Here is a 24082-nt window from a genome sequence, read left to right as displayed (position 1 = left end):
GGCTGACGGTGACGTTCTTGACCGTCCCCAGCACCTCGCGGCTCTTGCGGAAGCGCAACCAGCCCAGCTTGGGCAGGTAGAGGCGGCGGTTGCCCTGGTCGAGCCGGATCTGCTTCGGATCGGGATAGCGGAAGCTGTCGCGCTGCCCCTTCTTCTTGAAGCGCGGAAAGTCCGCCCGCTTGGCGAAGAAGTTGGCATAGGCACGCTCCAGATCCTTCAGCGACTGCTGGAGCGGATGGATGGGCGCGTCCTTGAGCCACGGCGTCTCGGTGCTGTTTCGCCAGCCGGTGAGTTCCTTGCACAAGGCGGCATAGCCGAGCTTCTTGTCGCCGGCTTCATATCGCGCCTTCTGCAACGCCAGGCCACGGTTAAAGACGAATCGCGCCATGCCGGCGAACTGGCGCATCTTGCGCACCTGTTCGCCGTTCGGCATCAACTCGTACTTGAAGGCTTGGAGGCGTTGCATAGTGACTCAATCTATATTTATATCCAGCATCATAGGGCGCCTACGGCGCCCGCGCTACCTGGGCGGCCCCATCCTTCCCCGCACTCAAAGTACGGGGCATGTCGCGCATTTTGGTCATCTCTCCTTAAGCAGTCGTTAAGGCGTCTCTCGTAACGTCAAGAAAGTGGGGCCGATGTGCGGCCCGACCACGACGAGGAGACGCCCGCATGCACATGATCACTCAGGAAAGCCTTTCCACCAGCGCGCGACAGGCCGCCTGGCTGGTCGTCGCGGGCCTGCTGCTGCTGGCCCTTGGCACACTGCTGGTCGGCTGGCAGCCGGTGGCGGTACCGCTGGAGCTGGTCGCCCTGGGGGCGTCGGGGCTGGTGCTGATGTTGCCCGGCTTGCTCCAGCAGGAGGAGACCAGGGAGGCCCTCTACAGCCTGACCCTGGCCAGCCTGATTACCCTGGCCGGCATTCAGCTGCTGGCCTGACGCCCGGTCTTTACAGTCGCCGGGGCGACAAGGATAGTAGGGCCTGACGACGGGGGCGCCGCGGCGAGCACGCCGCGGCTGAGACGCACCCTTGGAACCTGACCCGGACAATGCCGGCGTAGGGAGTCGTGCAGGCCCGGCCCTCGCCGACCTGCACCCCCCGCCGGGGAGGCCCCATGCACCATATCGATCCCGCCGCGCACCTGGCCCGGGTGCGCGAGACCCGCCCGCTGGTCCACAACATCACCAACCACGTGGCCATGAACAGCATGGCCAACGTGCTGCTGGCGATCGGCGCCTCGCCGGCCATGGTGCATGCCCGCGAGGAGGCCGCCGAGTTCACCGCCCTGGCCGGGGCCCTGACGATCAACATCGGCACCCTCTCGCCCCACTGGGTCGACGCCATGGAGGCCGCCGCGCTGGCGGCCGGGGAGACGGGACGCCCCTGGGTCCTGGACCCGGTGGCGGTCGGCGCCACGCGCTATCGCCGCGAGACCGGCGCGCGGTTGCTGGCGCTCGCGCCGACCGTGATCCGCGGCAACGCCTCGGAGATCATCGCCCTGGCGGGCGGCGCCGGCGGCGGACGCGGCGTGGACAGCACCGACCCCGCCGAGGCGGCCCTCGAGGCCGCCCGCCGCCTGGCCGAGCACACCGGCGGCGTGGTGGCCGTGACCGGCGAGGTGGACCTGGTCACCGACGGCCGACGCCTCGCCCAGGTGCGTGGCGGACACCCGTTGATGCCCCGGGTCACCACCCTGGGCTGCGCGCTGACCGGCGTGGTGGCGGCCTTCCTGGCCGGCGCCGACGACTCCTTCGAGGCGACGACGGCGGCCCTTGCCAGTTACGCCGTGGCCGGCGAGCTCGCCGGCGAGGTGGCGCGTGGCCCCGGCAGCTTCGCGGTCGCCTTCCTCGATGCCCTCTATCACCTGGACCACGAGGCCCTCGCCGAGCGGGCCCGACTGGAGATGGCCGATGCCCCTTGATCTCTCGCTCTATCTCGTCACCGACGCCGGCCTCTGCGCGCACCACGGCCTGGAGGAGACCGTCGTCGCGGCGGTGCGCGGCGGCGTGACCCTGGTGCAGCTGCGCGACAAGCACGCCTCTGATGCCGAGATGATCGACCAGGCGCGCCGGCTCAAGGCGGCGCTTGAGGGCACCGGCGTCCCGCTGATCATCAACGACCGGCTGGAGGTGGCGCTCGCCGCGGGCGCCGACGGGCTGCACATCGGCCAGGACGACGGCGACGTGGCCCGGGCCCGCGCCGCGCTCGGCCCGAATGGGATTCTCGGGCTCTCGGTACAGACCCACGAGCAGCTCGCCCGCCTCGATCCGAGCGCCCTGGACTATCTCGGGCTCGGTCCGGTGTTCGCCACCCTCAGCAAGCACGACCACGCCGAGCCGCTGGGCTTTGACGGCCTGGCCGCCCTGGTCGCGGCGAGCCCGCTGCCGAACGTGGCCATCGGCGGGCTCAAGGTCGAGCATGCCGAGGCGGTGTACCAGGCGGGCGCCGGTGGCCTGGCGGTGATCTCCGCCATCTGCGGCATGCCGGACCCCGAGGCCGCCGCGCGGCGCTTCGTTCGGTAACTCACTCGGCCGCTTCAGGCCCTAGGAGGACGCGCCGCCCCCATCGATTCGCCCCTCGTCATCGTGATCATGGCCATGACCGCGGGGCGATGCCTCGTTGGCGGCGCAACGCGCCACGCCATCGGCCAGCCGGCGCAGCAGCTGCGGATAGAGCTCGGCGCCGAGGGGCAGGTCGACGCCCAGGGGGTCGATGACGAGCGAGGTCTCGACGCCGGTGCCTTCGAACACGCTCTCGACCAGCGCCGGGTTGTACTGCGGCTCGCGGAACACGCACTGGACACCGAGCTCGGCGACGCGGTCCTGGATCTCTCGGACGCGCGCCGGGCTCGGTTCCGAGGCATCGCCCAGGGAGATCGCCCCGGCCGCCGGCACGTCGAAGCGGTTCTCGAAGTACTGGTAGGCGTCGTGGAAGACGATGAAGCGCGCCTCATGGGCATCCGCCAGGCGCGCCTCCAGTTCCTCGACCAGGGCCGTCAGCTCGGCCTGCCCCTCAGCCGCGTTCCGACGATAGGTGTCGGCGTTGCCGGGGTCGAGATCGGCCAGCGACGCGGCGATGACCTCGAGCCAGGCCTGGGCATTCACCGGATCGAGCCAGCCATGGGGGTCTCCGCCTTCATGGGCAGGATCGTGCCCGTGGTCGTCATGGCCGTGGTCGTCATGACCGTGTTCGTCGTGCCCATGGCCGTCGTGGCTGTGGTCATCGTGCCCATGGTCGTGAGCCTCGAACGTGGCGCCCTGGCGGTACGCAAGGCGGCGCGTGCCCGGCGTCTGCATCAGCTCCACCTTCCGCGCCTCGTCGGCCAACGAGTCCTGCGCCCGAGCCAGCCAGGGCGTCAGGTCGTCGCTGACCCAGAAGGCGACCTCGGCCCGCGCCAGCGCCTCGGCCTCCGACGGCCGCATGGAGTAGCCATGCGGGGAGGCCCCCGGCTGGATCACCAGGTCCGGCGAGCCCAGCTCGCCCATTATACGGTCGACCAGCGAATGAACCGGCGGGATGTCCACGGCCACGGCGGGTACCTCGGCCACCGCGACGGCGGGTGCCAGCAGCCAGGGCAGGCAAAGCGGACGTAGCAGCGTGTTCTTCATCATTCTTCTCCAGGAACCAGGGCACGTGCAGGCAGTGAACGAGCGATTGAGACAATTAATGTTATGTTATAACATTAGCGCTCGTGTCAACGCCATCCGACGCCACTGTCATCCACCACCGGCACGACAACACCGGAGGGTCACCATGCCGCTGCTCTCGCTCGATGACCTGCATGTCGTCCTCGGCGGGCGAACCGTTCTCGAGGGCATCGATCTACGCCTCGACCGCGGTGAGATCGTCACCCTGGTCGGTCCCAACGGCTCCGGCAAGTCGACCCTGCTGCGCGCCATCATCGGTGCCGTGCGGCCCGCCAGCGGCCGACTCGTGCGCCAGCCGGGCCTCACCATCGGCTACGTGCCCCAGCGGCTGGCCATCGACCCCACCCTGCCGATGACGGTCACCCGCTTCCTGAATCTGCCGCGTCGCCACCCGGCTCAGACGTTGCGCCAGGCCCTGGAACGGGCCGGCATCCCCGGGCTGGGCCGACAGCAGGTGACGAATCTCTCCGGCGGGCAGTTCCAGCGCATCCTGCTCGCCCGAGCCCTGCTGGAGCAGCCCGACCTGCTGCTGCTCGACGAGGCCACCCAGGGCCTCGACCACCGCGGCACAGCCGACTTCTATCGCCAGATCGAACGCGTGCGGCGCGAACTGGGCTGCGCGGTGCTGATGGTCAGCCATGAGCTGCACGTGGTGATGCGCGCCTCGGACCGCGTGGTGTGCCTGAACCGCCATGTCTGCTGCCAGGGCACGCCCGAGCGGGTGCTGTCGTCGCCGGCCTATCGGGCGCTGTTCGGGCCCGACACCGTGGATGCCCTGGCGTTCTATCGCCATGCCCACAACCACGCCCATCACGACCACCCTGCCGGCACGCCCGCGCCCGCACCGACCGGCACCACCCTCCTGGAGGCCAGCCGCTGATGCTCGACGATTTCCTGGTGCGCGCCGCCCTGGCCGGCCTCGGCGTGGCGCTCGCCGCCGCACCGCTGGGCTGCTTCGTGGTATGGCGGCGCATGGCCTACTTCGGCGACGCCACCGCCCATGCCGCCATCCTCGGCGTGGCGCTGTCGCTGCTGCTCTCCACGTCCATCTTCGCCGGCGTGCTGGTGGTCTCGCTGCTGATGGCCACCCTGGTCTCGCTGCTCAGCGGGCGGGGCTATGCCATGGATACCCTGCTCGGCGTCATGGCGCACTCGGCGCTCGCCTTCGGGCTGGTGGCGGTCTCGTTCCTCTCCGGGGTGCGCATCGACCTGATGGCCTACCTGTTCGGCGACATCCTGGCGGTCGACAAGGACGACCTGGCCATCATCGGTGCCGGGGCGCTGCTGGTCGTGAGCCTGGTAGGATGGCGCTGGTCGGCGCTGCTCACCGCCACCCTGGACGGCGACCTCGCCCGGGCCAGCGGCATCGATCCCAGGCGCGAGCAGCTAGTGCTGACGCTTTCACTGGCCGTGGTGGTGGCCGTGGCGCTGAAGGTGGTGGGGGTGCTGCTGATCGCCGCCCTGCTGATCATTCCTGCCGCCGCGGCCCGGTCCTTCTGCCGTACCCCGGAGGCCATGGCCCTGGTGGCCGCGGCGATCGGGGCCGCCTCGACCACCGGCGGCCTGCAGGCCGCCTTCTGGCTCGACACCCCCACCGGCCCCACCATCGTTTGCCTGGCGGCCATCCTGTTTGCCCTCTCGAGCCTGGCCGGCCAACTCAGGCGCCGGATGTCGCGCGCCGAGTCGCCCCCCGACGCAACGCCTGGCGCCTGATGCCCGGTGCCGTCGGCGCCTCCGGGCAGCAGCCGGTGCACGTGGCGCCGGCCGCACTCTAGGCGCCTTCCGCTCTCTGCAGAGCCGAACACCGTCAGGAACGGGGCGCGGTGATGACCTCCACGGCGCCGTCGCGAATGGCGTTGTAGAAGCAGTTGGGTCGCCCCGTATGGCAGGCCGGCCCCTGCTGGTCGACGAGCAGCAGCACGGCATCGCCGTCGCAGTCCAGCCGAGCCTCGATCAGCCGCTGCCGATGGCCCGAGCTCTCGCCCTTGCGCCACAGGGCCTGCCGCGAGCGCGACCAGTAGCAGACTCGTCCAGTGTCCAGGGTCTCGCGCAGCGCCTCGCGGTTCATCCAGGCCAGCATCAGCACCTCGCCGCTGTCGTGCTGCTGGGCGATGGCGGTGATCAGGCCGTCGGCGTTCCACGGCATGGCGGCGATGACGGCGTCGAGCGGCTGGCGCTCGCCACGCTCGGCCTCTTCCAATTGCCTCCAGATGTCCATCAGGCCTCCTGCCAGTTCCACTGGCTGCGGGCCACAGCGTCGTGGGCGTGCAGGCTCTCGGCATGCACCACCCGCAGGGAGACCCCCTCGATGCCGGGCTGGTCACGCAGGGCGTGATACAGGCGACGCGCGGCGTCTTCACAGAACATCAGGTTCTGGCCATTGGCGAGGGCGAAGGCCTGCTCGTCGACCCGCTTGACCGCCGTCTGAAGGGCCGTGCCGAGCGCCTTCTCGACGCGCTCCACCAGAGCCGTCAGCGGCAGCGCCTCGAGGTCATCCGCCAGGCGCACCGACAGATGGGCCTGACTGCGCTGACTGTGGGGCGTGGCCAGGATGCCCTGCTCGCTGCCCAGCCAGGCATGCACCGCCTCGCGAGTGACCGGCACGTCGGTGAAGTCCTCGTCGAAGGCCTGCTGGATCAGTTGGCGGGCCAAGGCCGCCGAACAGGGGCAGGTCGAGGAGTAGCCGACCGTCAGATCCAGGGTGACCGCCAGGCCTTCGGCATCGCGCCGGCAGCGCAGGGCGAAGGGGTAGGTCTTCCATCCTGACAGCGGGCTGATCAGCGCCGGGCGGCGCAGCAGCGCCTCGCCTTCCAGATCGAGGAAGGCCTGCCGGGCCAGCCCCTCATGGCTGGTCAAGAAGGCATCGAGCACGTCGGCGACCCGCGAGTGAGAGAGCTCATGCGCTTCCAGGTCCGCCAGCGCCAGGTAGAGGCGCGACATGTGAATGCCCCGGGCGGTGGGATCGTCGAGGCTCACGCCCGCCGAGGCGCGACCGGCAATGCTCTGACCGGCCACCCTGAGCGGCAGCGCAATGCCTTCCATGCCGACCCAGCTCAGCGTGCCCAGGCGTTCGGCGGGCGCGGCGGCGATATCTTCCAGAGAGTGCTGTTCCATGTAGGGCTCGCTTGAGAATGACGACTAGCGGTCGAAGTAATCGAACAACTGCGTGACGGCGTCAGGCGCCACGCCGCTGGTGATGAAGACGAAGCGTGACACCCCATCGGGGCACGCCTTGGACGGCAGGGCCACCGGCGGGTGGAAGACATGCTGCACTCCATGTAGGGCCAGCGGCTGTGGGCGCCCCGCGACGTTCACGATCGCCTTGATGCGCAGCATCCTGTCGCCGAGCAGGCTCATCACCAGGTCCAGCCAGTCCTCCAGCACCTCGGGAGCGATAGGCGTCTCCACGCTGAAGCAGAACGAGCGTATCTGCTCGCCGTACCGGCTCCGTGGAGTTTCTCCGGCAGGGGCCAGCATCGGCGCCGGGGCGATGCTGGCCGTGGGCGAAGGTCCTGAGAGGGGTGACACCTGCAGATAGGCGCCCGCGCCCAGCCAGTCCTCGGCCTGCCGGTCGGCATGCTCCGAGACGGGCAGACGCTTGGCGGTGAGCCGCTCGGCGAGTCGCGTCAGCCGAGGCTCATCGACCAGATCGGCCTTGGTGATCAGCAGGGAGTCTGCGATGGTGGCCTGACGTTGAGACTCTCGATGGGCGTTGAGGGTCGAGATGCCGTTGGCCGCGTCCACCAGACACACCACGCCATCCAGCCGAAAGCGGTGGGCCAGCCAGTGGTCGGTCATCAGGGTCTGGAGAATAGGCGCCGGATCGGCCAGACCCGTGGTCTCGATCATCATCCGCGAGATCGGTCGCCCCTCTCCACGGTCGAGACCTTCCAGCGCCTGCTGGACGCTGCGACTGAGCTCCCCGCGGATGGTGCAGCACAGGCAGCCGCTGCTCATCTCCATCACGCTGTGCTCGTCACCTTCGGCCATAAGCCGGTGGTCCAGCCCGATATCACCAAACTCGTTGATCACCACCAGCGCATCGCGCATGGCCGGCTGGTGCACCAGCTGGTTGAGCAACGTCGTCTTGCCGCTGCCGAGGAAACCGGTCAGCACCGTGACCGGTATGAGATCTGCCGTGGGCATGGCTCACTCCCAGGCGGGGAAGGGGTCGGGCAGCGCCTGCCAGGCGTCCTTGTCGGCCAGCAGCTCCTCTTCGCTGAGCAGGCAGGCGTCCAGCGCCTGGCGAATGCGCGTCTCGTCGAGGTGCTGGTCGATGAAGACCAGCTCCTGACGCATGTCGCCGAAGGGTTCCTGCCACTTGTCCATGATGGCCGCCCGATAGTCGGGGTCATCGGGCCAGCTCGCCTCGGGGACGGCCTTCCAGAACATGCCGGCGAAACCATAGTGGGCGATGCCGCCGGCCTGGCTCCACTGGCCGGCGAACTGCGGCCGGGTGGCCAGCCAGAAGAAGCCCTTGGAGCGCAGCAGCTTGCCGCCACACCAGTCACCGTGCAGCCACGCGAAGAACTTCTCGGGGTGGAAGGGACGCCGAGCGTGGTAGGCGAAACTCGAGATGCCGTACTCCTCGGTCTCCGGCACGTGCTCGCCGCGCAGCTCCTTCAACCAGCCGGACGCCTGCTGGGCGCGCTCAAAGCTGAAGCGACCGGTATCCAGCACTTTGTCCAGCGGCACCTGGCCCTGCGTCATGGGCAGCAGCTCGGCATCGGGGTTGAGGGTACGCAGCACCGCTGTCAGCTCGTCAAGCTGCCGTGCGTCGAGCAGATCGGTCTTGCTGATCAGCAGCACGTCGCAGAACTCGATCTGATCGACCAGCAGGTCGGCGACGTTGCGTTCGTCCTCCTCACCCAGGCTCTCCCCCGCCTCGGCCAGTGACTGCGCCTCGCGATACTGGTTGAGGAAGTTGACCCCATCGACCACCGTGACCAGGGTATCGAGCCGTGCCACCTGGGAGAGGCTTTGACCGTTCTCGTCGGCGAAGGTAAAGGTCTCGGCGACCGGCAGCGGCTCGGAGATGCCGGTGGACTCGATGACCAGGGTATCGAAGCGGCCCTCCTCAGCGAGCCGCCGCACCTCGATCAGCAAGTCCTCGCGCAGGGTGCAGCAGATGCAGCCGTTGCTCATCTCCACGAGCTGCTCCTCGGCACGGTTGAGCGTTACCTCGCCCGTCTCGCCGGGAGCACCCCGCACCAGCGAGGCATCGATGTTGACCTCGCTCATGTCGTTGACGATCACCGCCACCCGACGGCCCTCGCGATTGGCGAGGATATGGTTTAGCAGCGTGGTCTTGCCGGCGCCCAGAAAACCGGAGAGCACGGTCACCGGCAGGGGCGGCTGCAGGGGTGTCATCAGCCTTCACCTCGGCTCTTGCGGTAGTGGGTCTCGCGGCGTTCCTGGCGTTCCTTGGCCTCCAGGCAGAGCCGCGCGGTGGGACGCAGCAGGAGCCGAGGGATGCCGATCGGCTCGCCGCTCTCCTCGCAGTAGCCATAATCGCTGGCGTCGATGCGACGCAGGGCTCCGTCGATATTGGCCAGCATCCGGGTCTCCCGATCGGCCTGGCGCAGCTGCAGGCGCAGCTCCTCCTCGAAGGCCGCCTGGTCGAGCTCATCGCTGTCGCGCTCGTAGGAGGCCATGGCGGCACGAATGTCGCCCAGGTGTTCCTCGATGCGGGCCTTGTCGGCGAGCAGCCGACGGCGGAAAAACGCCAACTGCTCATCGTTCATGTAGGCATCATCCGGCATCGACAGCAGACGGGTCTCTTCAGCAGATGGCATTGCGCTATCCTCCCGCGACAGGCACTCGAGGCGCGGCGCTCGTCGCCACCGCCGCGTCTTCAGTTAATGGGCATGGCCGGCTTGGTGACCAAAGGTGGCGTTGAACTGCAGCATGGCCACCCAGCTCTCGTCCTGGCCGGCGAAGTCCTCTTGACTCAGCTGGGCACGCAGGAAGGCATGGTCGCGGAAGCGCCAGGTCGCCTGTCCGCTGTGGCGGTAGGAGGCGTCGGCGGATTCCAGTTCGCCGGAGTGGGCGTGGACGGTCTCGTTGGTCAGTCCCAGGGCCTCGCTGCGCACCCCGAGCTCCCAGTGCGGCGCGACACCGTAGATGGCCTCGACATAGGCGCCGTCCTGCTGCTCGGTGAAGTCATCCCGCGTTTCCCAGGCATGATGGTGCTCGACCCGCTCGGTCAGATCGAGCTCGGTGTAGAAGTACTCGGCGCCCAGCGTCCAGTCGCCCTGCCCCCCCGTGCCGGCCGCTGCGGTAGTGATAGCGGGCGTCCAGGCCGGCGAACCAGCTGTCGCTCTCCAGGCTATGGGCATGCTCACCATGATCATCGAGACGGACGTACTAGCGATTGACGCCGGCGGAAGCGCCGTAGTCGAGGGTCTGGCCGTCGCCCAGCGCAGTGCGCTGCTTGGCGAAGATCGTCACCAGCCGCGGGCCCCTATCTCGCGCCTCGCTGCCCCCATCGTCGAAGCGACTGAGCCGCTCGCCGTCCCCTTGCAGCCACTCGGTGCCCAGGGTGGTGTGCGGTGAGGGTGACCAGCTGAGCTGCACGCCATCCTCACGAAGGCCGTGATCACCGAACAGGTACTCGTTGACCAGCGGGCGTTCGATGAAGTCCCAGGCATGAGGATGACGACTGTTGACGTAGCCGATAGCCGACAGGAACCGGCCGGCCTTGATCCGCAGGTCGTGCGGCAGCGCACGAGTCGCCACGAAGGCCTCCTCGAGACTGACGTCGTCCTCGGTAAGCGACACCACGGCCTGCCCCTCGAACAGTGAGGTCTGCCCTCGCAGCATCAGTTCCGAGTGCCCCAGATTGAATCCTTCATCGAAGCCATGCTCATGGCCGTGATCGTCATGACCGTCGTGGCCTTCATCATGACCCTCGCCATGGCCAAAGCCGGCGGGCGTGCCCTCATCCCCCGAGACGCGGTTGTGGTAGATGCCCTCCACGGTCAAGGCGGCGGACAGGCGCAGATCGGCAAGCCCCGCGTCAGCACGGTCGTGGTCATGGCCTCGATCGTGCCGATGCGCCTCATGGTCATGCCCATGAGCCTCGTGATCGTGCTGGTGGGCGCCGTGTTCCTGGCCGTGTGCCGCCGTGCCCATCAACAGGGTGGCGGCGAGTGGTGTGAGAAGGTGGAGGGGGCGGCGTGACATGGTTTCTCCCGGTCGGATGAGCTGGCTCGGCTTCAAGCGCAGGAAAAGATACGTTATAACATAACACTTCATCAACCCCGCCTCCGTAGGGATCACGCCATGCCGTCGAGTGCACTCCGCCAGACCTCCCCTCGCTCTCGCACTACTCTCCGCCATGCCGAGGGCGAGGAGATCAGCATCCTGCCCCGCATTTTCGAGGAGGAGATCAACATCGCCATCATGCGGCGCCGGCTTGCCCACGGGGTCGAGGCCGGCGTGAAGGCACAGCTCCAGAGCGAGCGGGCGCTCTCCTTTGCCTGGCTCGGCCCCGCCGGGGACGCACTGCGCGCGGAGCTTTCGCAACACCTCCATGCGCCCGACGGCTGCGGCGACCTGATCGAGGATGTCGTGACCCTGGCCGACGCCATGGCCTACCTGTTCGACACCGATACCGTGGGCCTGCGCCTGCGCCGGCTGGACAGCGCCATGTGTCCCCGCTTTCACTGCGACAACCTGCCCGTGCGCCTGGTCACGACCTACCACGGCCCCGGCAGCGAGTGGCTGCCCGAGTGGGCGGTGAACCGCCACGGTCTGGGGGCACCTCGGCCCGAGAAGCCGGAGATCGTCACCGAACCGAGCGCCGTGGAACGACTCGGGATCGGTGACCTGGCGCTGCTCAAGGGCAACGGGTGGATCGGCAACGAGGCGCACGGGCTGGTGCACCGAAGCCCGGACCTGCCGGCAGGCCAACAGCGCTTATTGCTGACGCTGGATCCCGCCTAGCGGCAGGCGCCTCAGGCGGTGGGCCGCTCGCCCGTTAAGCCTCTCGTAAGCTCGATGTCCGATGATGCGAGGGTCTTCCCGCCATCGGCGGCCGGGGACAGCCTCGGTCACCGCCCGGGTGGCCGTTCGATACCGACACTCTGGAGGTTCTGACATGAAGCGCACCCTGATTACCGGCATCCTCGTCCCTGGCCTGATGGCGGTTAGCCTGACGGCCCTCGCCGGGCCGACCTGCACCGAGTCGCCTCAGGAGGAATGGATGAGCGAGGAGGCGATGCAGCAGCAGATCGCCGACATGGGCTACGAGATCAAGGCGTTCAAGACCACCGACGGCAACTGCTACGAGATCTACGGCTGGGACGATCAGGAACGCCGCGTCGAGATCTACTTCAACCCGGTCGACGGCAGCATCGTCAAGCAGGAGATCGACTGAGGGAGGCCGCGTCATGAGAGCCAAGGCGAGTCGCCGGCGGGTCCGCGTCTGGGATCCGCTGGTGCGCATCGTGCACTGGTCGCTGGTAGCGGGCGTCGCGGTCAATGCGTTTCTCACCGAGGAGGGCGAGCGCTGGCATCAGTGGATCGGCTACGGCGTGGTGGCACTGATCGGCGTGAGGATCCTGTGGGGTTTCGTTGGCCCCTGGTCGGCCCGCTGGACGAGCTTCTGGCCGACGCCCGGGCGCCTGCGCGCGGCGCTGCGCCCGGCGACCGCCACTGGCAGGGGGCGCGCAGCGGCCCCGCCGTTCCCGGGGATCACCCATACCCCGCTGGGGGCCGTGATGATGCTGACGCTGCTGGCCCTGCTGCTGGGGCTCGGTGCGACCGGCTTCATGATGGAGGAGACCGACCGCTTCTGGGGGGTGGCGTGGGTCGAGGAGGCTCATGAGCTGATGAGCGATGCGCTCCTCGTGCTGGTGCCGCTTCACGTGCTCGGCGCGCTCTGGGAGAGTCGCCAGCGCCGCGACAACCTCATCGCGGGCATGCTGCACGGCGACCGGCGCATCCCCGAGGAGCCGGCCTCGCGCTGATCGGCCCTGCCCGGATCGGACACGCAGAGCACGGCCTGGTCCCCCTGGCCCGGACGGACCGGCAGGCCGCCGGCGAGTCATGCTGACGCCGGTTCCCGCCTGGCGGCGCGAGCTTCAGGCCGTAGGCCGGCGCTTCAAGGTGGTGCGCCGCTCGTGGTGGGCGATCGCCAGGCCGCTGGCGATGATCAGGGTGCCGCCGACGAAGACCCATAGATCCGGCACCTCGTCCCAGAACCACCAGCCCAGGCCCACGGCCCACAGCAGGGCCGTGTAGTCGAAGGGGGCGACCAACGCCGCCGGCGCGTAGCGAAACGCCAGGGTCAGGCCGGTCATGGCGCCCACGCCGAGCACGCCCGCCACCAGGAAGGCCGGCCAGTGCAGTGGCGCCGGCGTCTGCCACACCCAGGGCAGCGTCGTCGCCGAGACCACAAGGGGCACCAGGGTGGTGTAGAAGACCATCGCCCAGAGGTGCTCGCGATCACCGTAGCGCCGCGCGGTCAGCATGGTCAGGGCATAGAACACCGCCGCGCCGACCACCACCAGGGCGCCGGGCTGGAAGCTCGCGCCTCCCGGACGTATCACCACCAGCACGCCGACAAAGCCCAGCAGCGTGGCGACGAGCGTCGGCCCGTCGACCCGCTCACCGAGCAGCGGCACCGACAGGATGGTGACGAAGAGCGGCGCAGCGAAGGCGATGGCGGTGGTCTCGGCCAGGGGCAGCAGGGTGAGGCCCCACATGAAACAGATCATGGTGCCGCTGAAGATCAGGCCGCGCAGCAGGTGCACCCCGGGACGCCGAGTCGACAGGGTCCGCAGGCCGCCATTGAAGCGCGCAATCAGGGCGATCAGCGGCAGCGACACCAGGGTGCGAAAGAAGATGATCTGCAGCGGGGAGTGCACCTCGCCCAACCACTTGGTGATGGCATCGCCCAGTGCCAGGCAGAACACGCCCAGGCACATGAAGCCGATTCCCTTGAAGGTCGATGACGAGTAGGTCGATGACATGCCGACGGCCCTCCCTGGCGGCGACGAAAACAACCACCCCGCCGGCCTGGAGGTCGGCGGGGTGTTAGAGAGGTCAGGCTAGTCGGTGGCGCGGGCGGGGGCAAGGGCTCAGAGGCTGGCCTGCACTACCATGCACTCCATGCCCTGGGCCACCAAGCGACGGCAGGCGGTTTGCGCCTGCCCCTCGTTCATGTCCACCAGCCGGGCGCGGTAGACGCCGGCCGACTCGGCGCTGCCCACGGCGACTCGGGCGTTGGTTAGCTCATTGGCCAGGCGGTCGGCGGCCCGGGCGGCCAGGCTGCGGGCGTGGCCGGCATCGCTGAAGGCGCCGACCTGAACGCCCCAGCGGCCCCGGGCGAGGGAACCCGGCGCGGTGCCGCCATCGGCGATCAGCTCGCGAATGGGATCCTCGGCCGAACCCTGGGCCGGGGCCGCCGCCTCAACCGAGACGGGACGCTCGACGCGGGTGATCCGCGTGGCCGGCTGCGGCGCGGCGGCGAGCGAGGGCGCAGCCGTGACGGGGGCCGCGCCCTCGCTGCGCGCCGGGGCGGCCGTGCGCGGCGCCGAATCGAGGCTCGCCAGGCGCACGTCGTGACCGACCGGCTGCCCCGGTGCCTGGGGCTCGCCGGGCCTGAGGCGGCCGCCGGTGATGTCCGCGCTGGCCAGCCAGCCGCGGCCATCGGCCAGCGACGCACGCATGAAGCCGCGATCCAGCAGGTCGGCGGTATGCGCATCCCGCGAGGCCGCGGTGAAACCGCCCATCACCACGGTCAGCAGGCGGCGGTCGCCGCGCACCGCCGAGGTGGCGACGTTGAAGCCTGAGGCGCGGATGAAGCCGGTCTTGAGGCCGTCGGCGCCGGGATAGCTCTTCAACAGGCGATTATGGCCGGTGATGGTCTTGCCCCGCCAGGTGAAGCTCGTCCGCGAGAAGCGCGGGTAGTACTGGGGGAAGTCGCGCATCAGGTGGCGCGAGAGCACCGCCATGTCGCGTGCGGTCGTGACCTGGCCGGCATCGGGCAGGCCGTTGGGATTACGGAAGACGGTATCCTGCATGCCGAGCTCGCGGGCCTTGTCGGTCATCATCTTCGCGAAATGCGCATCGCTGCCGCCCAGGGCCTCGGCCACCACCACGGCCACGTCGTTGGCCGACTTGATCACCAGCGCATCGATGGCCGTCTCCACCGGAATGGTGGAGCCGGCCTTGACGTAGAGCTTGGAGGCCGGCTTGGAGGCCGCGTAGGCGGAGACCGGCAGCGACTGACCCATGCTCAGCCTGCCCTCCTCGAGCGCCTCGAACATCAGGTAGAGCGTCATCATCTTGGTCAGCGAGGCGGGATAGCGCAGCCGGTCGGCGTTCTCCGCGTAGAGAATCTCCTGGGTATCGGCATCGATGACGATGCCGGCATAACGGGGATTGCCGGCCTGGGCGAGGCCGGAGACCAGCAGCAGGCAGGCCAGCAGCGAGCAGATGACCCCTCTACGGCGCCGGATAGTTGTTGTGATAGGCACCATGATGCGTTCCCTCGAAGTTGCTCCAGTGACACCTAGACATTATGGCTAGCCGCCGCGTCCTGTACAGGGTAAAGATCAGACTCTTCGACGATTTTTCGACCTGTTCGTCGAGGTCATGGGACAAGACACGCCAGTCCGACTCGGGCCTTTTCGACGACGCGACTCAGCCCAGGCCCAGGCGCTGGGCGCCGAGCCAGGCCAGGCGCAGGGCGAGCAGCGTCAGCGCCCAGCGGAAGAGGACATCGAAGCGCCGCTCGGAGAGGCGATGCAGCAGCCGCAGCCCCAGCCAGGTGCCGACGAAGCCCGCCGCCACCATCGAAAGCATCAGCGCCAGCCAGTCGCGGAAGACGAAGCCTGCGGCACCGAACACGAAGGCCTTGGTCAGGTGCTGAGCCACCATGCAGGCGGAGAAGGTCGCCACCTTGGCCAGCCGCCCCGCCTGGCGCTGCTTGATGAAGGCTGCCACCACCGGGCCGCTGGCGCCGACCAGGCTGGAGAGCAGGGTCGTCACCGCGCCGACGATCAGGGTGCCGACGCGACCCAGGGCGCGCCCGGGCAGCCCCGGCCCCCAGCAGGTGAAGAGCACGAAGGCGGCGATGCACAGCTCCAGCACCCCGGCTGGCAAGCGTACCAGCAGCCAGGCGGCGGCCAGGGCGCCCAGCGCCACCCCGGGCAGGAAGGCCAGCAGGGTGGCGCGATCAATGTGGCGCCAGGTCATTGCTGTCCGGCCGACATTGGAGCCCAGCTGGACCATGCCGTGCACCGGGATCAGCGCCGTGGCCGGCATCACCTGGGCCAGTGCCATGATCATCAGCACGCCGCCGCCCACGCCCACCGCCGCCGTGAAGGCCGAGGTCAGGACCGACAGCAGCACCAGCAACAGGTTGATGGCCCCCGGCAGCGGCGAGAGCGACTCTAGCACCACGGCTGTCCCCTCATGGTTATGGTTATCCCGTCCATGGCGACGATCCCGCCTGTCATCGACCGGGCCTGCCACGGATCGGACGCTCGAGCCTGCCCGTGGCGATTCCTGGCAGGCAGCGGTATCGAGTCCCCCTTAGCGTTGCACACGAGGCAGGCAGCGAGAACGTGCCCCGCGCCGAAATGCCTGTTATAAGTGAAAGCGTAGGTATAAGTAAAAACGTAAGCGGCAAGCATCCTACCATTCGGCACGTGACTCACGCGGACATGGCGTCTGCGTTTGCTCTAAAGCGGCACTGGGCGACGAACAGCTTATGGCTTCCCAACACCCCGTGGCATCTGGCCGCATCGTGGCCATCGGCGGCGCCGAGGACAGGACCTCCGACCTCGAGATCCTGAGACAGGTCTTTGCCCTGGCACCCGAGGGCTATGGCGAGGTCGCCGTCATCGCCACGGCGAGCAGCATCCCCGACGAGGTACTACCCGACTACGAAGCGGCTTTCTCTCGCCTGGGCGCCAGCCACGTTCATTCCCTGAGCATCCGCGACCGCCACCAGGCGGCCGATGCCGACACCGTCCGCCTGATCGAGCAGAGCGGCGTCATCTTCTTCACCGGCGGTGACCAGCTGCGCCTGACCAACGTGATGGGCGGCTCGGCGACCCTGACGGCCATCCGCCGCCGCTTGAAGGAGGGCGCAGTAGTGGCCGGAACCAGTGCCGGCGCGGCGGCTATGCCGGGCACCATGATCTACAACGGCGCTGCCGCCGATGCCCTGCGCAAGGGCGCCGTCAATATGACCTTCGGCCTCGGCCTCGTCGAAGGCTTGATCATCGACAGCCACTTCCTCGAGCGCGGTCGCTTCACGCGCCTGATGGAGGTCGGGGCGACTAACCCGGAGCACTTGGGCGTGGGGCTGGGCGAGGATGCCGCAGTGATCATTCATGCGAATCGGGTTCTCGAAGCCATCGGCCCGGGCCATGTCATCCTCATCGATAGCCGTGACCTGGCGAGCTCGAACATCGCCGACCTGGCAATGGGGGAGGCGGTGGCCATCGAGCACCTGATCCTGCATGCGCTGGTCAGCGGTCACGGCTTCGATATCGAGGCACGTCGCTATCTCGCTGCCGAGGAGCTCGACGCCCTGCTGGAGGCTTACCGATGAATATCCTCGAACACCGGGCCCTGCGGGGCCCTAACTACTACAGCCGCTACCTGGCCATCCTCATGCGCCTGGACATCGGCGAACTCGAGGAGCGGCCGAGCGATACCATCCCCGGCATCGTCGAACGCCTCCTCGGGTTACTGCCCACCCTCCAAGAGCACCGCTGCTCGGTCGGCCGACCCGGCGGCTTCGTGGAGCGTCTGGAGCGAGGTACCTGGGCCGGTCACGTCGTCGAGCATGTAGCGATCGAACTCCAGAACCTGATCGGCTTCTCGGTCGGCTACGGCAAGACCATCGATAGCTACGAGCCCGGGATCTACAACGTCGTCTACCGCTACCGGGACGAAGCCTGCGGCCTGGCGGCCGGGGTCGAAGCCGTCGAGCTGGTCACCCGGCTGTTCCAGGGAGACGAGATCGACATGCCGGCGATCATCGCCCGCCTCAAGGCGGTACGCGACGCCCACATGCTGGGCCCCTCCACCGCCTCGATCGTGGCGGCCGCCGAGCGTCGTGACATCCCCCACATCCGCTTGAGTGACGAGAACAGCTACATCCAGCTGGGTCACGGCCACCGCCAGCAGCGGATCCAGGCGACGGTGACCTGCCATACGGATCTGATCGGCTACGGCATCGCCGACGACAAGGCCTGGACGAAGCAGGTGCTCGGTGACGCCGGCATTCCGGTTCCCCACGGCCGGGTCTGCGCCTGCGTCGATGAAGCCCTCGACGCCGCGCGCGACATCGGCTACCCCGTCGCGGTGAAGCCGTTGATCGGCAACCACGGCCGCGGCGTGAGCACTAACATCGATGATGGCCAGGCCCTGCGCGAGGCCTTCGGCATCGCCGCCCACCGCAATCCCTCGGTGATCGTCGAGCAATACATCAAAGGCGAGGATCATCGACTGCTGGTCATCGACAGCAAGCTGGTGGCCGCCGCCAGGCGGCGACCGGCCCATGTGATCGGCGATGGGGTCGCCACGCTGCAGGCACTGGTTGATCGGGAGAACGACGACCCGCGTCGCGGCGTGGGGCACGAGAACCTGCTCACGCAGATCCAGCTGGACGAGCAGTCCCAGCGGCTGATCGACCAGCAGAACCTGACCCTGCACAGCGTGATTCCCAAGGGCGAGATCGTCTATCTGAAGCCCACGGCGAACCTGAGCACCGGCGGCACGGCCACGGACGTGACCGACGACGTCCACCCGGAGGTCCGCTATGCGGCGGAGCGGATCGCGCGCCTGGTCGGGCTCGACATCATCGGCATCGACCTGCTGGCCGAGACCCTGACCCGGCCACTGGAGGAGCAGTCCGCCGCGGTGGTCGAGGTCAATGCCGGGCCCGGTTTTCGCATGCACCTGTCGCCCACCCACGGCCACGGCCGCGATGTCGGCCAGCATGTGATCGACATGCTGTTCCCGGACAGCGAGTCCGACGCCCGCATTCCCATCGTGGCGGTGACCGGGACCAACGGCAAGACGACCACGGTGCGCCTGCTCTCGCACCTGCTGCGCCAGGCGGGACGCAACGTCGGCATGGCCTGTACCGGGGCCATCGAGATCGACAACCATGTCATCATGCGCGGCGACTACAGTGGCCCCCAGGCGGCGGCCATCGTGCTGCGCGAACCCACGGTCGAATACGCCGTGCTCGAAGTGGCCCGCGGCGGCATCATGCGCCGTGGCCTGGGGTTCGACGAGTGCGACGTCGGGGTGCTGCTCAATATCGCCAGCGACCACCTGGGGGAGCACGACATCCACACCCTCGACGAGCTGGCGCGCTGCAAGACGGTGGTGATCGATGCCGTGAGCAAGAGCGGTACGGCCGTGCTCAATGCCGATGACCCCCGGGTGCTGGCCGGCCAGGAGTGGGCCCGGGGCGATATCATCTTCTTCACCCTGGACCCTGATTCACGCCCCATCCGTCAGCATGTCCGCGATCATGGGGTGGCCTTTACCGTGAACAACGAACGCATCGTGATGCGTCAGGGCCATGTCGAGGCCGAGGTGATCCCGGTGTTGGACGTGCCGATCACCTTCGAGGGGCACGCCAGCTTCAATCTCGCCAATGCCCTGGCCGCCAGCGCGGCCGCCTATGCCCTGGGACTCTCCATCGGCGATATCCAGATGGGCCTGCAGACCTTTCATCCCACCCCCGGCCAGAATCCCGGACGCACCAACCTCATCGACGCCGACGGCATGAAGGTGCTGATCGACTACGGACACAACGTGCCGGCACTCGAGGCCCTCAGCGAGCTGGTGAGCTGCATCCCGGCGCGACGCCGCATCAGCGTAGCCAGCGCTCCCGGCAATCGCCGCGACGAAGACCTGTTCAGCCTGGGCACGCTGCTCGCCCGGATGCACGATGTCGTCTTCATCTACGAGACCGACGCCCGCGGTCGTGCCATCGGCGAAGCCGCCGGCCTGTTGCGCGACGGTGCCGAGTCGATGGGGGGCTGCCGGGTCGAGCTCGTCCTGGAGGAGCAGCAGGCCGTCGACCGGGCCTTCGATGAGGCCAGCGAAGGTGACCTGCTGGTGTTGCTAATCGACGATGTCGAGGGCGCCATCGAGCGCCTGAAGGGCCGCCGCTTCTCGCCGCCGTCGGCGACTGAGCCCACCGACGAGTCGCCATAATGTCCCTCGATGAGCGGGACGCCCCCCTGCTGACCCTGCTGCGCGTCGGCCGCATCTTCGCCCCGGCGCCTCTCGAGGCCACTGACCTGCTGATCGCGGACGGGCGGATCGCGGCGCTGGGGCGCGACCTCGCCGTGCCGGAAGGGTGGCCCGTGCACTTGGTGGAGGCGCGCGACCTCACCGCCGTTCCCGCCTTCATCGACCAGCACGTGCATGTGACCGGTGGCGGCGGTGAAGGCGGTTGCGGCAGCCGCTGCCCCGAGATCACCGCCCGGGAGATCGCCGCCATGGGAATCGGCACCGTGGTGGGGGTGCTGGGCACCGACGGCATCAGCCGCTCGCCGGCGGACCTGCTGGCCAAGGTGCGTGGGCTCAAGGCCGAGGGCATCGCGGCCTACATGTACACGGGGTCGTATCGCGTGCCGCCACCGACCCTCACCGGCGACGTGCAGCGCGACCTGGCCTGGATCCCTGAGGTCATCGGCCTGGGCGAGCTGGCGATCTCGGATCATCGCTCCAGCCAACCCCGTCAGGACGAGATCGCGCGGCTGGTCAGCGAGGCGCGCGTCGGCGGCATGCTGGCCGGCAAGCGCGGCATCTGTCACTTTCATGTCGGCGACGGACAGCGGGGACTCGAACCGCTGCGCCGGCTGCTCGCGGAGACCGAGATTCCCGCCGAGCAGGTGATCCCCACCCACGTGAACCGCCACCGCGCCCTGCTCGAGGAGGCCGCCGACTATGCGCTGACCTTCGCCGCCAGCGTGGATGTGACCGCCTTCGACGACCCCGGCGAGGAGGGGCTCTCCGGCTTCGATGCGGTGTCGCGGCTGCTCGCGCGCGGCGTGCCGGTCACCCGTATCACCATGAGCTCCGACTGCAACGGCAGCCTGCCCGAGTTCGATACGCAGGGTAATTACATCGGCATGCGGGTGGCGCGCAACACCGCCTTGATTGCGGACTGGCAGCGCCTGGTCCATGAGGAGGTGCTGCCATTCGATCAGGCCCTGGGCCTGATCTCGGGCCATGTGGCCCGGGTGCTGGGGCTGCATGACCGCAAGGGTCGCCTGGCCATCGGCCATGATGCCGACGTGACCCTGCTCGATGGAAATCTCCAGCCACAACAGACCTTCGTGGCAGGGAAGCGACTCTACGCCAGGGACAGCTCGCCGTAGTGCCGTGGACGCTTCAGGTGTCCATGACGCGAGCCGTCGCTCCCAGGGGCAGCCGAGCGATCAGCTCGCCCACCTGCTCGGTGACCGCGTCGATGGTCGCCTCGTCGTAGCGCCGCCCCTTGCGCTTCTTCAGGCCCTGCTCGTAGAGCCGCACGTGCTCGGTGGGCGCGACGTCGGCGTTGGCCAGGCAGTGCTCGGCGCAGTGCATCTGGCAGCCGTCGATGGCCACGATGGGGCGACCCGAGCGGGCGGTGCGCACCAGGCCCGGTACGCCGCCGCCCACGCCGGCGATGCAGGACATCTCGGCGTCTCGCCGATGATCCAGGCGCAGGGCGACCTCATTGGCGAGCTGGGCCACGTCGGAGCAGCCGGAGCAGGCGTAGATCAGGGGACGGGGTCGATTAGCGGTGCGTGACATTCAGCCTCCCAGGGCGACGGCGTCAGTCGTCGTCCAGCAAGAAGTCGCGCAGCGCGTGCTCATCGAGCACGACCAGGCGCTGGCGATCGATGGTGATGATGCCCTCCTCGCGCAGCCTGGCCAGCAGGCGCGAGAGGGTCTCCGGGGTCATGGCGAGTTGGGCGGCCAGCCAGCGCTTGGGGATGGTCAGGCGCACCACCTGCTGCCCCCGGTGATGCCCGACGGGCAGCTGACGGAGGAGATAGCTGACCAGTCGCGACATGGCGTCGGCCTGGGTGAGCAGGGCCAGGTCCTCGAGACGCTCGGTGAGCTCCAGGGCCAGTCGGCTCATGAACTCCGCCCGGCACTCGGGATGGCGATCCAGGATCTCGCGGCAGCGCGCCGCGGGGATCGCCAGCACCTGGGTACGCCGCAGCGCCTCGGCACAATAGAGGTAGCTCCCCGGCCCCGAGACCATGCTCAGCTCACCCAGGGTGCCGCCGCGCTCGACGCAGCGAATGGTCGCCAGCCGACCGTCACGGCCGCTGCGCACCAGGCGCACCAGGCCGTTGATCACGATGTAGACTCGCCGGGCCGGGGCGTCCTGGCGAAACAGCCACTCGCGGCTCGCCAGGGTGCGCACCCCGGTATCCTTCAGCAACACCTCGAGGGCCTCGTCGTCGAGGCCGCCGAGCCACGGCACCCCGCGCACCAGCTCGCGAAGCTGGCGCGGCCGCAGCAGCAACTCAGTCGAGGAACTGGGTGCCGGGACAGTATCCATAGGCATGGCCTTCCTCCACGGGCGTATCGGCGTCGATGATCAGGTAGCCGTGGGCCTGGCTGGCGGCACCGAGCATGTGCGAGCCCTGGCCGCCGGCCAGTCGCGCCACGGGGGTGCCGGCGCGCCAGTCCAGCACCACCCGCAGCAGCTCGCGGCGACCGTGGCTCGCACGGCGCGAGAAGCCGGCGGCGACCGGGAAGCGCTGCAGCGGCGCGGGCACGCGCCCCTGGCGTCCTTGCACGAAGGGCAGCGCCAACAGCTGCCAACCTACCAGCGAGGCCACCGGATTGCCGGGCAGGCCGATCAGCGGCGTCCCGGCCTCCAGCGAGGCACCGAGCCAGCCCAGGGCGAAGGGCTTTCCAGGCTTCATGGCCACGCCGTGGAAGGCGATGCCGCCGAGCCGCTCCAGCACCGAGCGCACGTGATCCTCCTCACCCACCGAGACACCGCCGGTGCAGAGCACCAAGTCGGCGTGGTCGCGGGCCTCGGCGAGCACGGTGGCCAACGCCTCGGGGGTATCGAGCACCGGGCCCAGGTCGAGCACCTCGCAGCCCTGGCCGGCCAGCAGGGTGCGCAGCATCGGGCCGCTACTGTCGTAGACGGCCCCCGGCCGCCAGGCCTGACCGGGGGCAATCAGCTCGTCGCCGGTGGTGACCAGCGCCACCTGCAGGCGCCGCTGCACCGTGACGCTGGCGATGCCCTGGCCGGCCAGCAGGGCAATAGAAGCGGCGTCGAGCCGCCCTCCCGCCGCCAGCAGGACCTCGCCGGCGCGACTCTCCTCGCCGCGGCGACGGATATTGGCGCCGGCGGCCAGCTCGCCCGCAACGTGCACCCGACCCGCGGCGTCCAGGCTCACCTTCTCCTGGGGCACCACGGCATCGGCTCCCAGCGGCACCGGGGCGCCGGTAAAGATGCGCGCGCAGCCCCCCTCGGGCAGGCGGGTCACGCCGGCGCCGGCCGGTACGCGAAGCCGCACTGGCAGGCCCGAGGGCGCGCCGGCCAGTTCGTCGCGGCGCAGCGCGTAGCCGTCCATGGCGCTGTTGTCGACGCCGGGCATATCGAGGGTCGAGCGCGCCGGCGCGGCCAGCACCCGGCCCGCGGCCGCCTCCAGCGCCACGCACTCGAGGCCGGCGATCGGCCGGGCGGCCTGGGTCATGCGTGCCCGGGCCTCGAACAGGTCGAGCAGACCGGGGGTGACGACATCCGCGCAGCCGCAGTTCATGCCGTCGCTCCCTGCGCCGCGTCCTGCTCGGATGTCGCCTGGCGGGAGACGCAGGGCGCGAGCTGCGGGCGCACCATGGCGACGAAGTTGCAGGGCCGGGTACGGGCATCTAGCTGCTCGACCAGGATGTCGTCCCAGGCGGTGGCGCAGGCCTTGGGCGAGCCGGGCATGGCGAACACCAGGGTGCGGTCGATCAGTCCGGCGACGGCGCGGGACTGGATGGTGGAGGTGCCGATGGTGGCCAGCGAGCGCTGGCGGAAGAGCTCGCCGTAGCCATCGATGGCCTTGTCGAACAGCGGCGCCAGCGCCTCCGGGGTGGTGTCGCGCGGCGTGAAGCCGGTGCCGCCGTTGACCAGGATGGCCTGGATGTCGTCGCGCACCACCCAGGCCGAGACCACGGCGCGCAGGCGGTAGACGTCGTCGGGCACGATCTGGCGCTCCGCCAGGTGGTGGCCGGCGGCGGTCAGGCGCTCGGCGAGCAGGTCGCCGCTGCCGTCTTCCGCGAAGCCGCGGGTATCGGAGACGGTGAGCACGGCGATGCCCAGGGGCACGAAGGGCGTATTGGCAGAAACATGGGACATGAGGGTCCTCCTTGCCGTGAATGATGAGCCGGCGCCGAGACGAGGGGAATGACGCGCATCAAGAAAGCGCGAGTTCCC

At 68.9% G+C, this 24082-nt stretch carries 27 protein-coding genes and 1 riboswitch; of the genes, 11 read left to right on the top strand and 16 right to left on the bottom strand.

The window, feature by feature from the left end; all coding sequences use genetic code 11:
* Positions 1–466 (bottom strand): RNA-guided endonuclease InsQ/TnpB family protein (locus tag FEI13_RS05755; protein WP_138180253.1); only part of this gene is annotated, 466 nt, incomplete at its 3' end.
* A gap of 206 nt (positions 467–672) precedes the next feature.
* On the opposite strand from FEI13_RS05755, the gene FEI13_RS05750 reads away from it, so the two are divergent.
* The 3 genes from FEI13_RS05750 to thiE all read left to right on the top strand — a co-directional run bounded on the left by FEI13_RS05750 (position 673) and on the right by thiE (position 2523).
* Entirely contained in the window at positions 673–939 is a 267-nt protein-coding gene (locus FEI13_RS05750) for a hypothetical protein (protein WP_138180251.1), read from the top strand.
* A gap of 41 nt (positions 940–980) precedes the next feature.
* Positions 981–1081, top strand: a riboswitch (TPP riboswitch).
* Positions 1082–1115: 34 nt separating this feature from the next.
* Positions 1116–1922 (top strand): hydroxyethylthiazole kinase, encoded by an 807-nt coding sequence (thiM, locus tag FEI13_RS05745; RefSeq protein ID WP_138180249.1) that lies wholly within the window; start codon positions 1116–1118, stop codon positions 1920–1922.
* Complete coding sequence (gene thiE, locus FEI13_RS05740) at positions 1912–2523, top strand: thiamine phosphate synthase (protein ID WP_138180247.1); 612 nt, start codon at positions 1912–1914, stop codon at positions 2521–2523. Before thiM ends, thiE begins: the two co-directional genes overlap by 11 nt.
* Before the next feature lie 21 nt (positions 2524–2544).
* Here the strand turns inward: thiE and FEI13_RS05735 are convergent, their stop codons facing one another.
* The gene (locus tag FEI13_RS05735) at positions 2545–3612 is read right to left on the bottom strand and encodes a zinc ABC transporter substrate-binding protein (protein ID WP_338035076.1); all 1068 of its coding nucleotides are present in this window, start codon (positions 3610–3612) and stop codon (positions 2545–2547) included.
* A gap of 142 nt (positions 3613–3754) precedes the next feature.
* Here FEI13_RS05735 and FEI13_RS05730 point away from each other — a divergent pair, with 142 nt between their 5' ends.
* Together FEI13_RS05730 and FEI13_RS05725 are read left to right on the top strand one after the other, a co-directional pair.
* Positions 3755–4528 (top strand): metal ABC transporter ATP-binding protein, encoded by a 774-nt coding sequence (locus tag FEI13_RS05730; protein WP_138180245.1) that lies wholly within the window; start codon positions 3755–3757, stop codon positions 4526–4528.
* Positions 4528–5361 (top strand): metal ABC transporter permease, encoded by an 834-nt coding sequence (locus FEI13_RS05725; RefSeq protein ID WP_138180243.1) that lies wholly within the window; start codon positions 4528–4530, stop codon positions 5359–5361. Before FEI13_RS05730 ends, FEI13_RS05725 begins: the two co-directional genes overlap by 1 nt.
* Before the next feature lie 94 nt (positions 5362–5455).
* Here the strand turns inward: FEI13_RS05725 and hisI are convergent, their stop codons facing one another.
* The 7 genes from hisI to FEI13_RS05690 all read right to left on the bottom strand — a co-directional run bounded on the left by hisI (position 5456) and on the right by FEI13_RS05690 (position 10833).
* Positions 5456–5866, bottom strand: a complete 411-nt coding sequence (gene hisI, locus FEI13_RS05720) for a phosphoribosyl-AMP cyclohydrolase (RefSeq protein WP_138180241.1) — start codon at positions 5864–5866, stop codon at positions 5456–5458.
* A complete protein-coding gene (gene folE2, locus FEI13_RS05715; RefSeq protein WP_138180239.1) occupies positions 5866–6762 on the bottom strand; it encodes a GTP cyclohydrolase FolE2 in 897 nt (298 codons plus the stop codon). The genes hisI and folE2 overlap by 1 nt, the downstream gene beginning before the upstream one ends.
* A 24-nt stretch (positions 6763–6786) precedes the next feature.
* The gene (locus FEI13_RS05710) at positions 6787–7794 is read right to left on the bottom strand and encodes a CobW family GTP-binding protein (protein WP_138180237.1); all 1008 of its coding nucleotides are present in this window, start codon (positions 7792–7794) and stop codon (positions 6787–6789) included.
* A 3-nt stretch (positions 7795–7797) separates the two neighbouring features.
* Entirely contained in the window at positions 7798–9018 is a 1221-nt protein-coding gene (gene zigA, locus FEI13_RS05705; protein ID WP_138180235.1) for a zinc metallochaperone GTPase ZigA, read from the bottom strand.
* The gene (locus tag FEI13_RS05700; protein ID WP_138180233.1) at positions 9018–9443 is read right to left on the bottom strand and encodes a TraR/DksA family transcriptional regulator; all 426 of its coding nucleotides are present in this window, start codon (positions 9441–9443) and stop codon (positions 9018–9020) included. The genes zigA and FEI13_RS05700 overlap by 1 nt, the downstream gene beginning before the upstream one ends.
* Positions 9444–9506: 63 nt before the next feature.
* Positions 9507–9986, bottom strand: a complete 480-nt coding sequence (locus tag FEI13_RS05695) for a hypothetical protein (RefSeq protein ID WP_138180231.1) — start codon at positions 9984–9986, stop codon at positions 9507–9509.
* A 28-nt stretch (positions 9987–10014) separates the two neighbouring features.
* Positions 10015–10833 (bottom strand): hypothetical protein, encoded by an 819-nt coding sequence (locus FEI13_RS05690; RefSeq protein ID WP_138180229.1) that lies wholly within the window; start codon positions 10831–10833, stop codon positions 10015–10017.
* Between the two features lie 99 nt (positions 10834–10932).
* Between FEI13_RS05690 and FEI13_RS05685 the strand changes: the two genes are divergently transcribed.
* From FEI13_RS05685 to FEI13_RS05675, 3 genes are all read left to right on the top strand, one after another.
* The gene (locus FEI13_RS05685; RefSeq protein ID WP_138180227.1) at positions 10933–11595 is read left to right on the top strand and encodes a DUF1826 domain-containing protein; all 663 of its coding nucleotides are present in this window, start codon (positions 10933–10935) and stop codon (positions 11593–11595) included.
* A gap of 154 nt (positions 11596–11749) precedes the next feature.
* Positions 11750–12028: a PepSY domain-containing protein gene (locus tag FEI13_RS05680; protein ID WP_138180225.1), complete on the top strand. Its 279-nt coding sequence runs from the start codon at positions 11750–11752 to the stop codon at positions 12026–12028.
* Positions 12029–12041: 13 nt separating this feature from the next.
* Positions 12042–12620, top strand: a complete 579-nt coding sequence (locus FEI13_RS05675) for a cytochrome b/b6 domain-containing protein (RefSeq protein ID WP_138180223.1) — start codon at positions 12042–12044, stop codon at positions 12618–12620.
* A 114-nt stretch (positions 12621–12734) separates the two neighbouring features.
* On the opposite strand, the gene FEI13_RS05670 is transcribed toward FEI13_RS05675, so the two are convergent.
* From FEI13_RS05670 to FEI13_RS05660, 3 genes are all read right to left on the bottom strand, one after another.
* On the bottom strand, positions 12735–13625 hold the full coding sequence (locus FEI13_RS05670; protein WP_240036444.1) for a DMT family transporter: 891 nt from the start codon (positions 13623–13625) through the stop codon (positions 12735–12737).
* 108 nt (positions 13626–13733) lie between these two features.
* Entirely contained in the window at positions 13734–15137 is a 1404-nt protein-coding gene (locus FEI13_RS05665) for a serine hydrolase (protein ID WP_138180221.1), read from the bottom strand.
* 163 nt (positions 15138–15300) lie between these two features.
* Positions 15301–16062 (bottom strand): sulfite exporter TauE/SafE family protein, encoded by a 762-nt coding sequence (locus tag FEI13_RS05660; RefSeq protein ID WP_240036443.1) that lies wholly within the window; start codon positions 16060–16062, stop codon positions 15301–15303.
* 310 nt (positions 16063–16372) lie between these two features.
* Here FEI13_RS05660 and FEI13_RS05655 point away from each other — a divergent pair, with 310 nt between their 5' ends.
* Genes FEI13_RS05655 through iadA form a run of 3 tightly spaced genes read left to right on the top strand, consistent with a single transcriptional unit; the run spans position 16373 to position 21023 of the window.
* Complete coding sequence (locus tag FEI13_RS05655; RefSeq protein ID WP_138180219.1) at positions 16373–17221, top strand: cyanophycinase; 849 nt, start codon at positions 16373–16375, stop codon at positions 17219–17221.
* Positions 17218–19851: a cyanophycin synthetase gene (cphA, locus tag FEI13_RS05650; protein ID WP_138180217.1), complete on the top strand. Its 2634-nt coding sequence runs from the start codon at positions 17218–17220 to the stop codon at positions 19849–19851. Before FEI13_RS05655 ends, cphA begins: the two co-directional genes overlap by 4 nt.
* Positions 19851–21023, top strand: a complete 1173-nt coding sequence (iadA, locus tag FEI13_RS05645) for a beta-aspartyl-peptidase (RefSeq protein ID WP_138180215.1) — start codon at positions 19851–19853, stop codon at positions 21021–21023. Before cphA ends, iadA begins: the two co-directional genes overlap by 1 nt.
* Positions 21024–21036: 13 nt before the next feature.
* Here the strand turns inward: iadA and FEI13_RS05640 are convergent, their stop codons facing one another.
* From FEI13_RS05640 to moaB, 4 genes are read right to left on the bottom strand one after another with little or no spacing between them, the layout of a single operon-like run.
* Positions 21037–21441, bottom strand: coding sequence for a putative zinc-binding protein (locus FEI13_RS05640; RefSeq protein ID WP_138180213.1), 405 nt, complete (start codon positions 21439–21441; stop codon positions 21037–21039).
* Between the two features lie 22 nt (positions 21442–21463).
* Positions 21464–22207 carry a Crp/Fnr family transcriptional regulator gene (locus FEI13_RS05635; protein WP_240036442.1) on the bottom strand — a complete coding sequence of 248 codons (744 nt, stop codon included), beginning with the start codon at positions 22205–22207 and terminating at the stop codon, positions 21464–21466.
* Positions 22167–23423: a molybdopterin molybdotransferase MoeA gene (locus FEI13_RS05630; RefSeq protein WP_138180211.1), complete on the bottom strand. Its 1257-nt coding sequence runs from the start codon at positions 23421–23423 to the stop codon at positions 22167–22169. Before FEI13_RS05630 ends, FEI13_RS05635 begins: the two co-directional genes overlap by 41 nt.
* Positions 23420–24004: a molybdenum cofactor biosynthesis protein B gene (gene moaB, locus FEI13_RS05625; RefSeq protein ID WP_138180209.1), complete on the bottom strand. Its 585-nt coding sequence runs from the start codon at positions 24002–24004 to the stop codon at positions 23420–23422. The genes FEI13_RS05630 and moaB overlap by 4 nt, the downstream gene beginning before the upstream one ends.
* Positions 24005–24082: the final 78 nt, after the last annotated feature.

It is taken from the genome of Halomonas urmiana, assembly GCF_005780185.1.
Taxonomy (GTDB): domain Bacteria; phylum Pseudomonadota; class Gammaproteobacteria; order Pseudomonadales; family Halomonadaceae; genus Halomonas; species Halomonas urmiana.
This window is presented reverse-complemented; position numbering and strand designations above follow the sequence as displayed.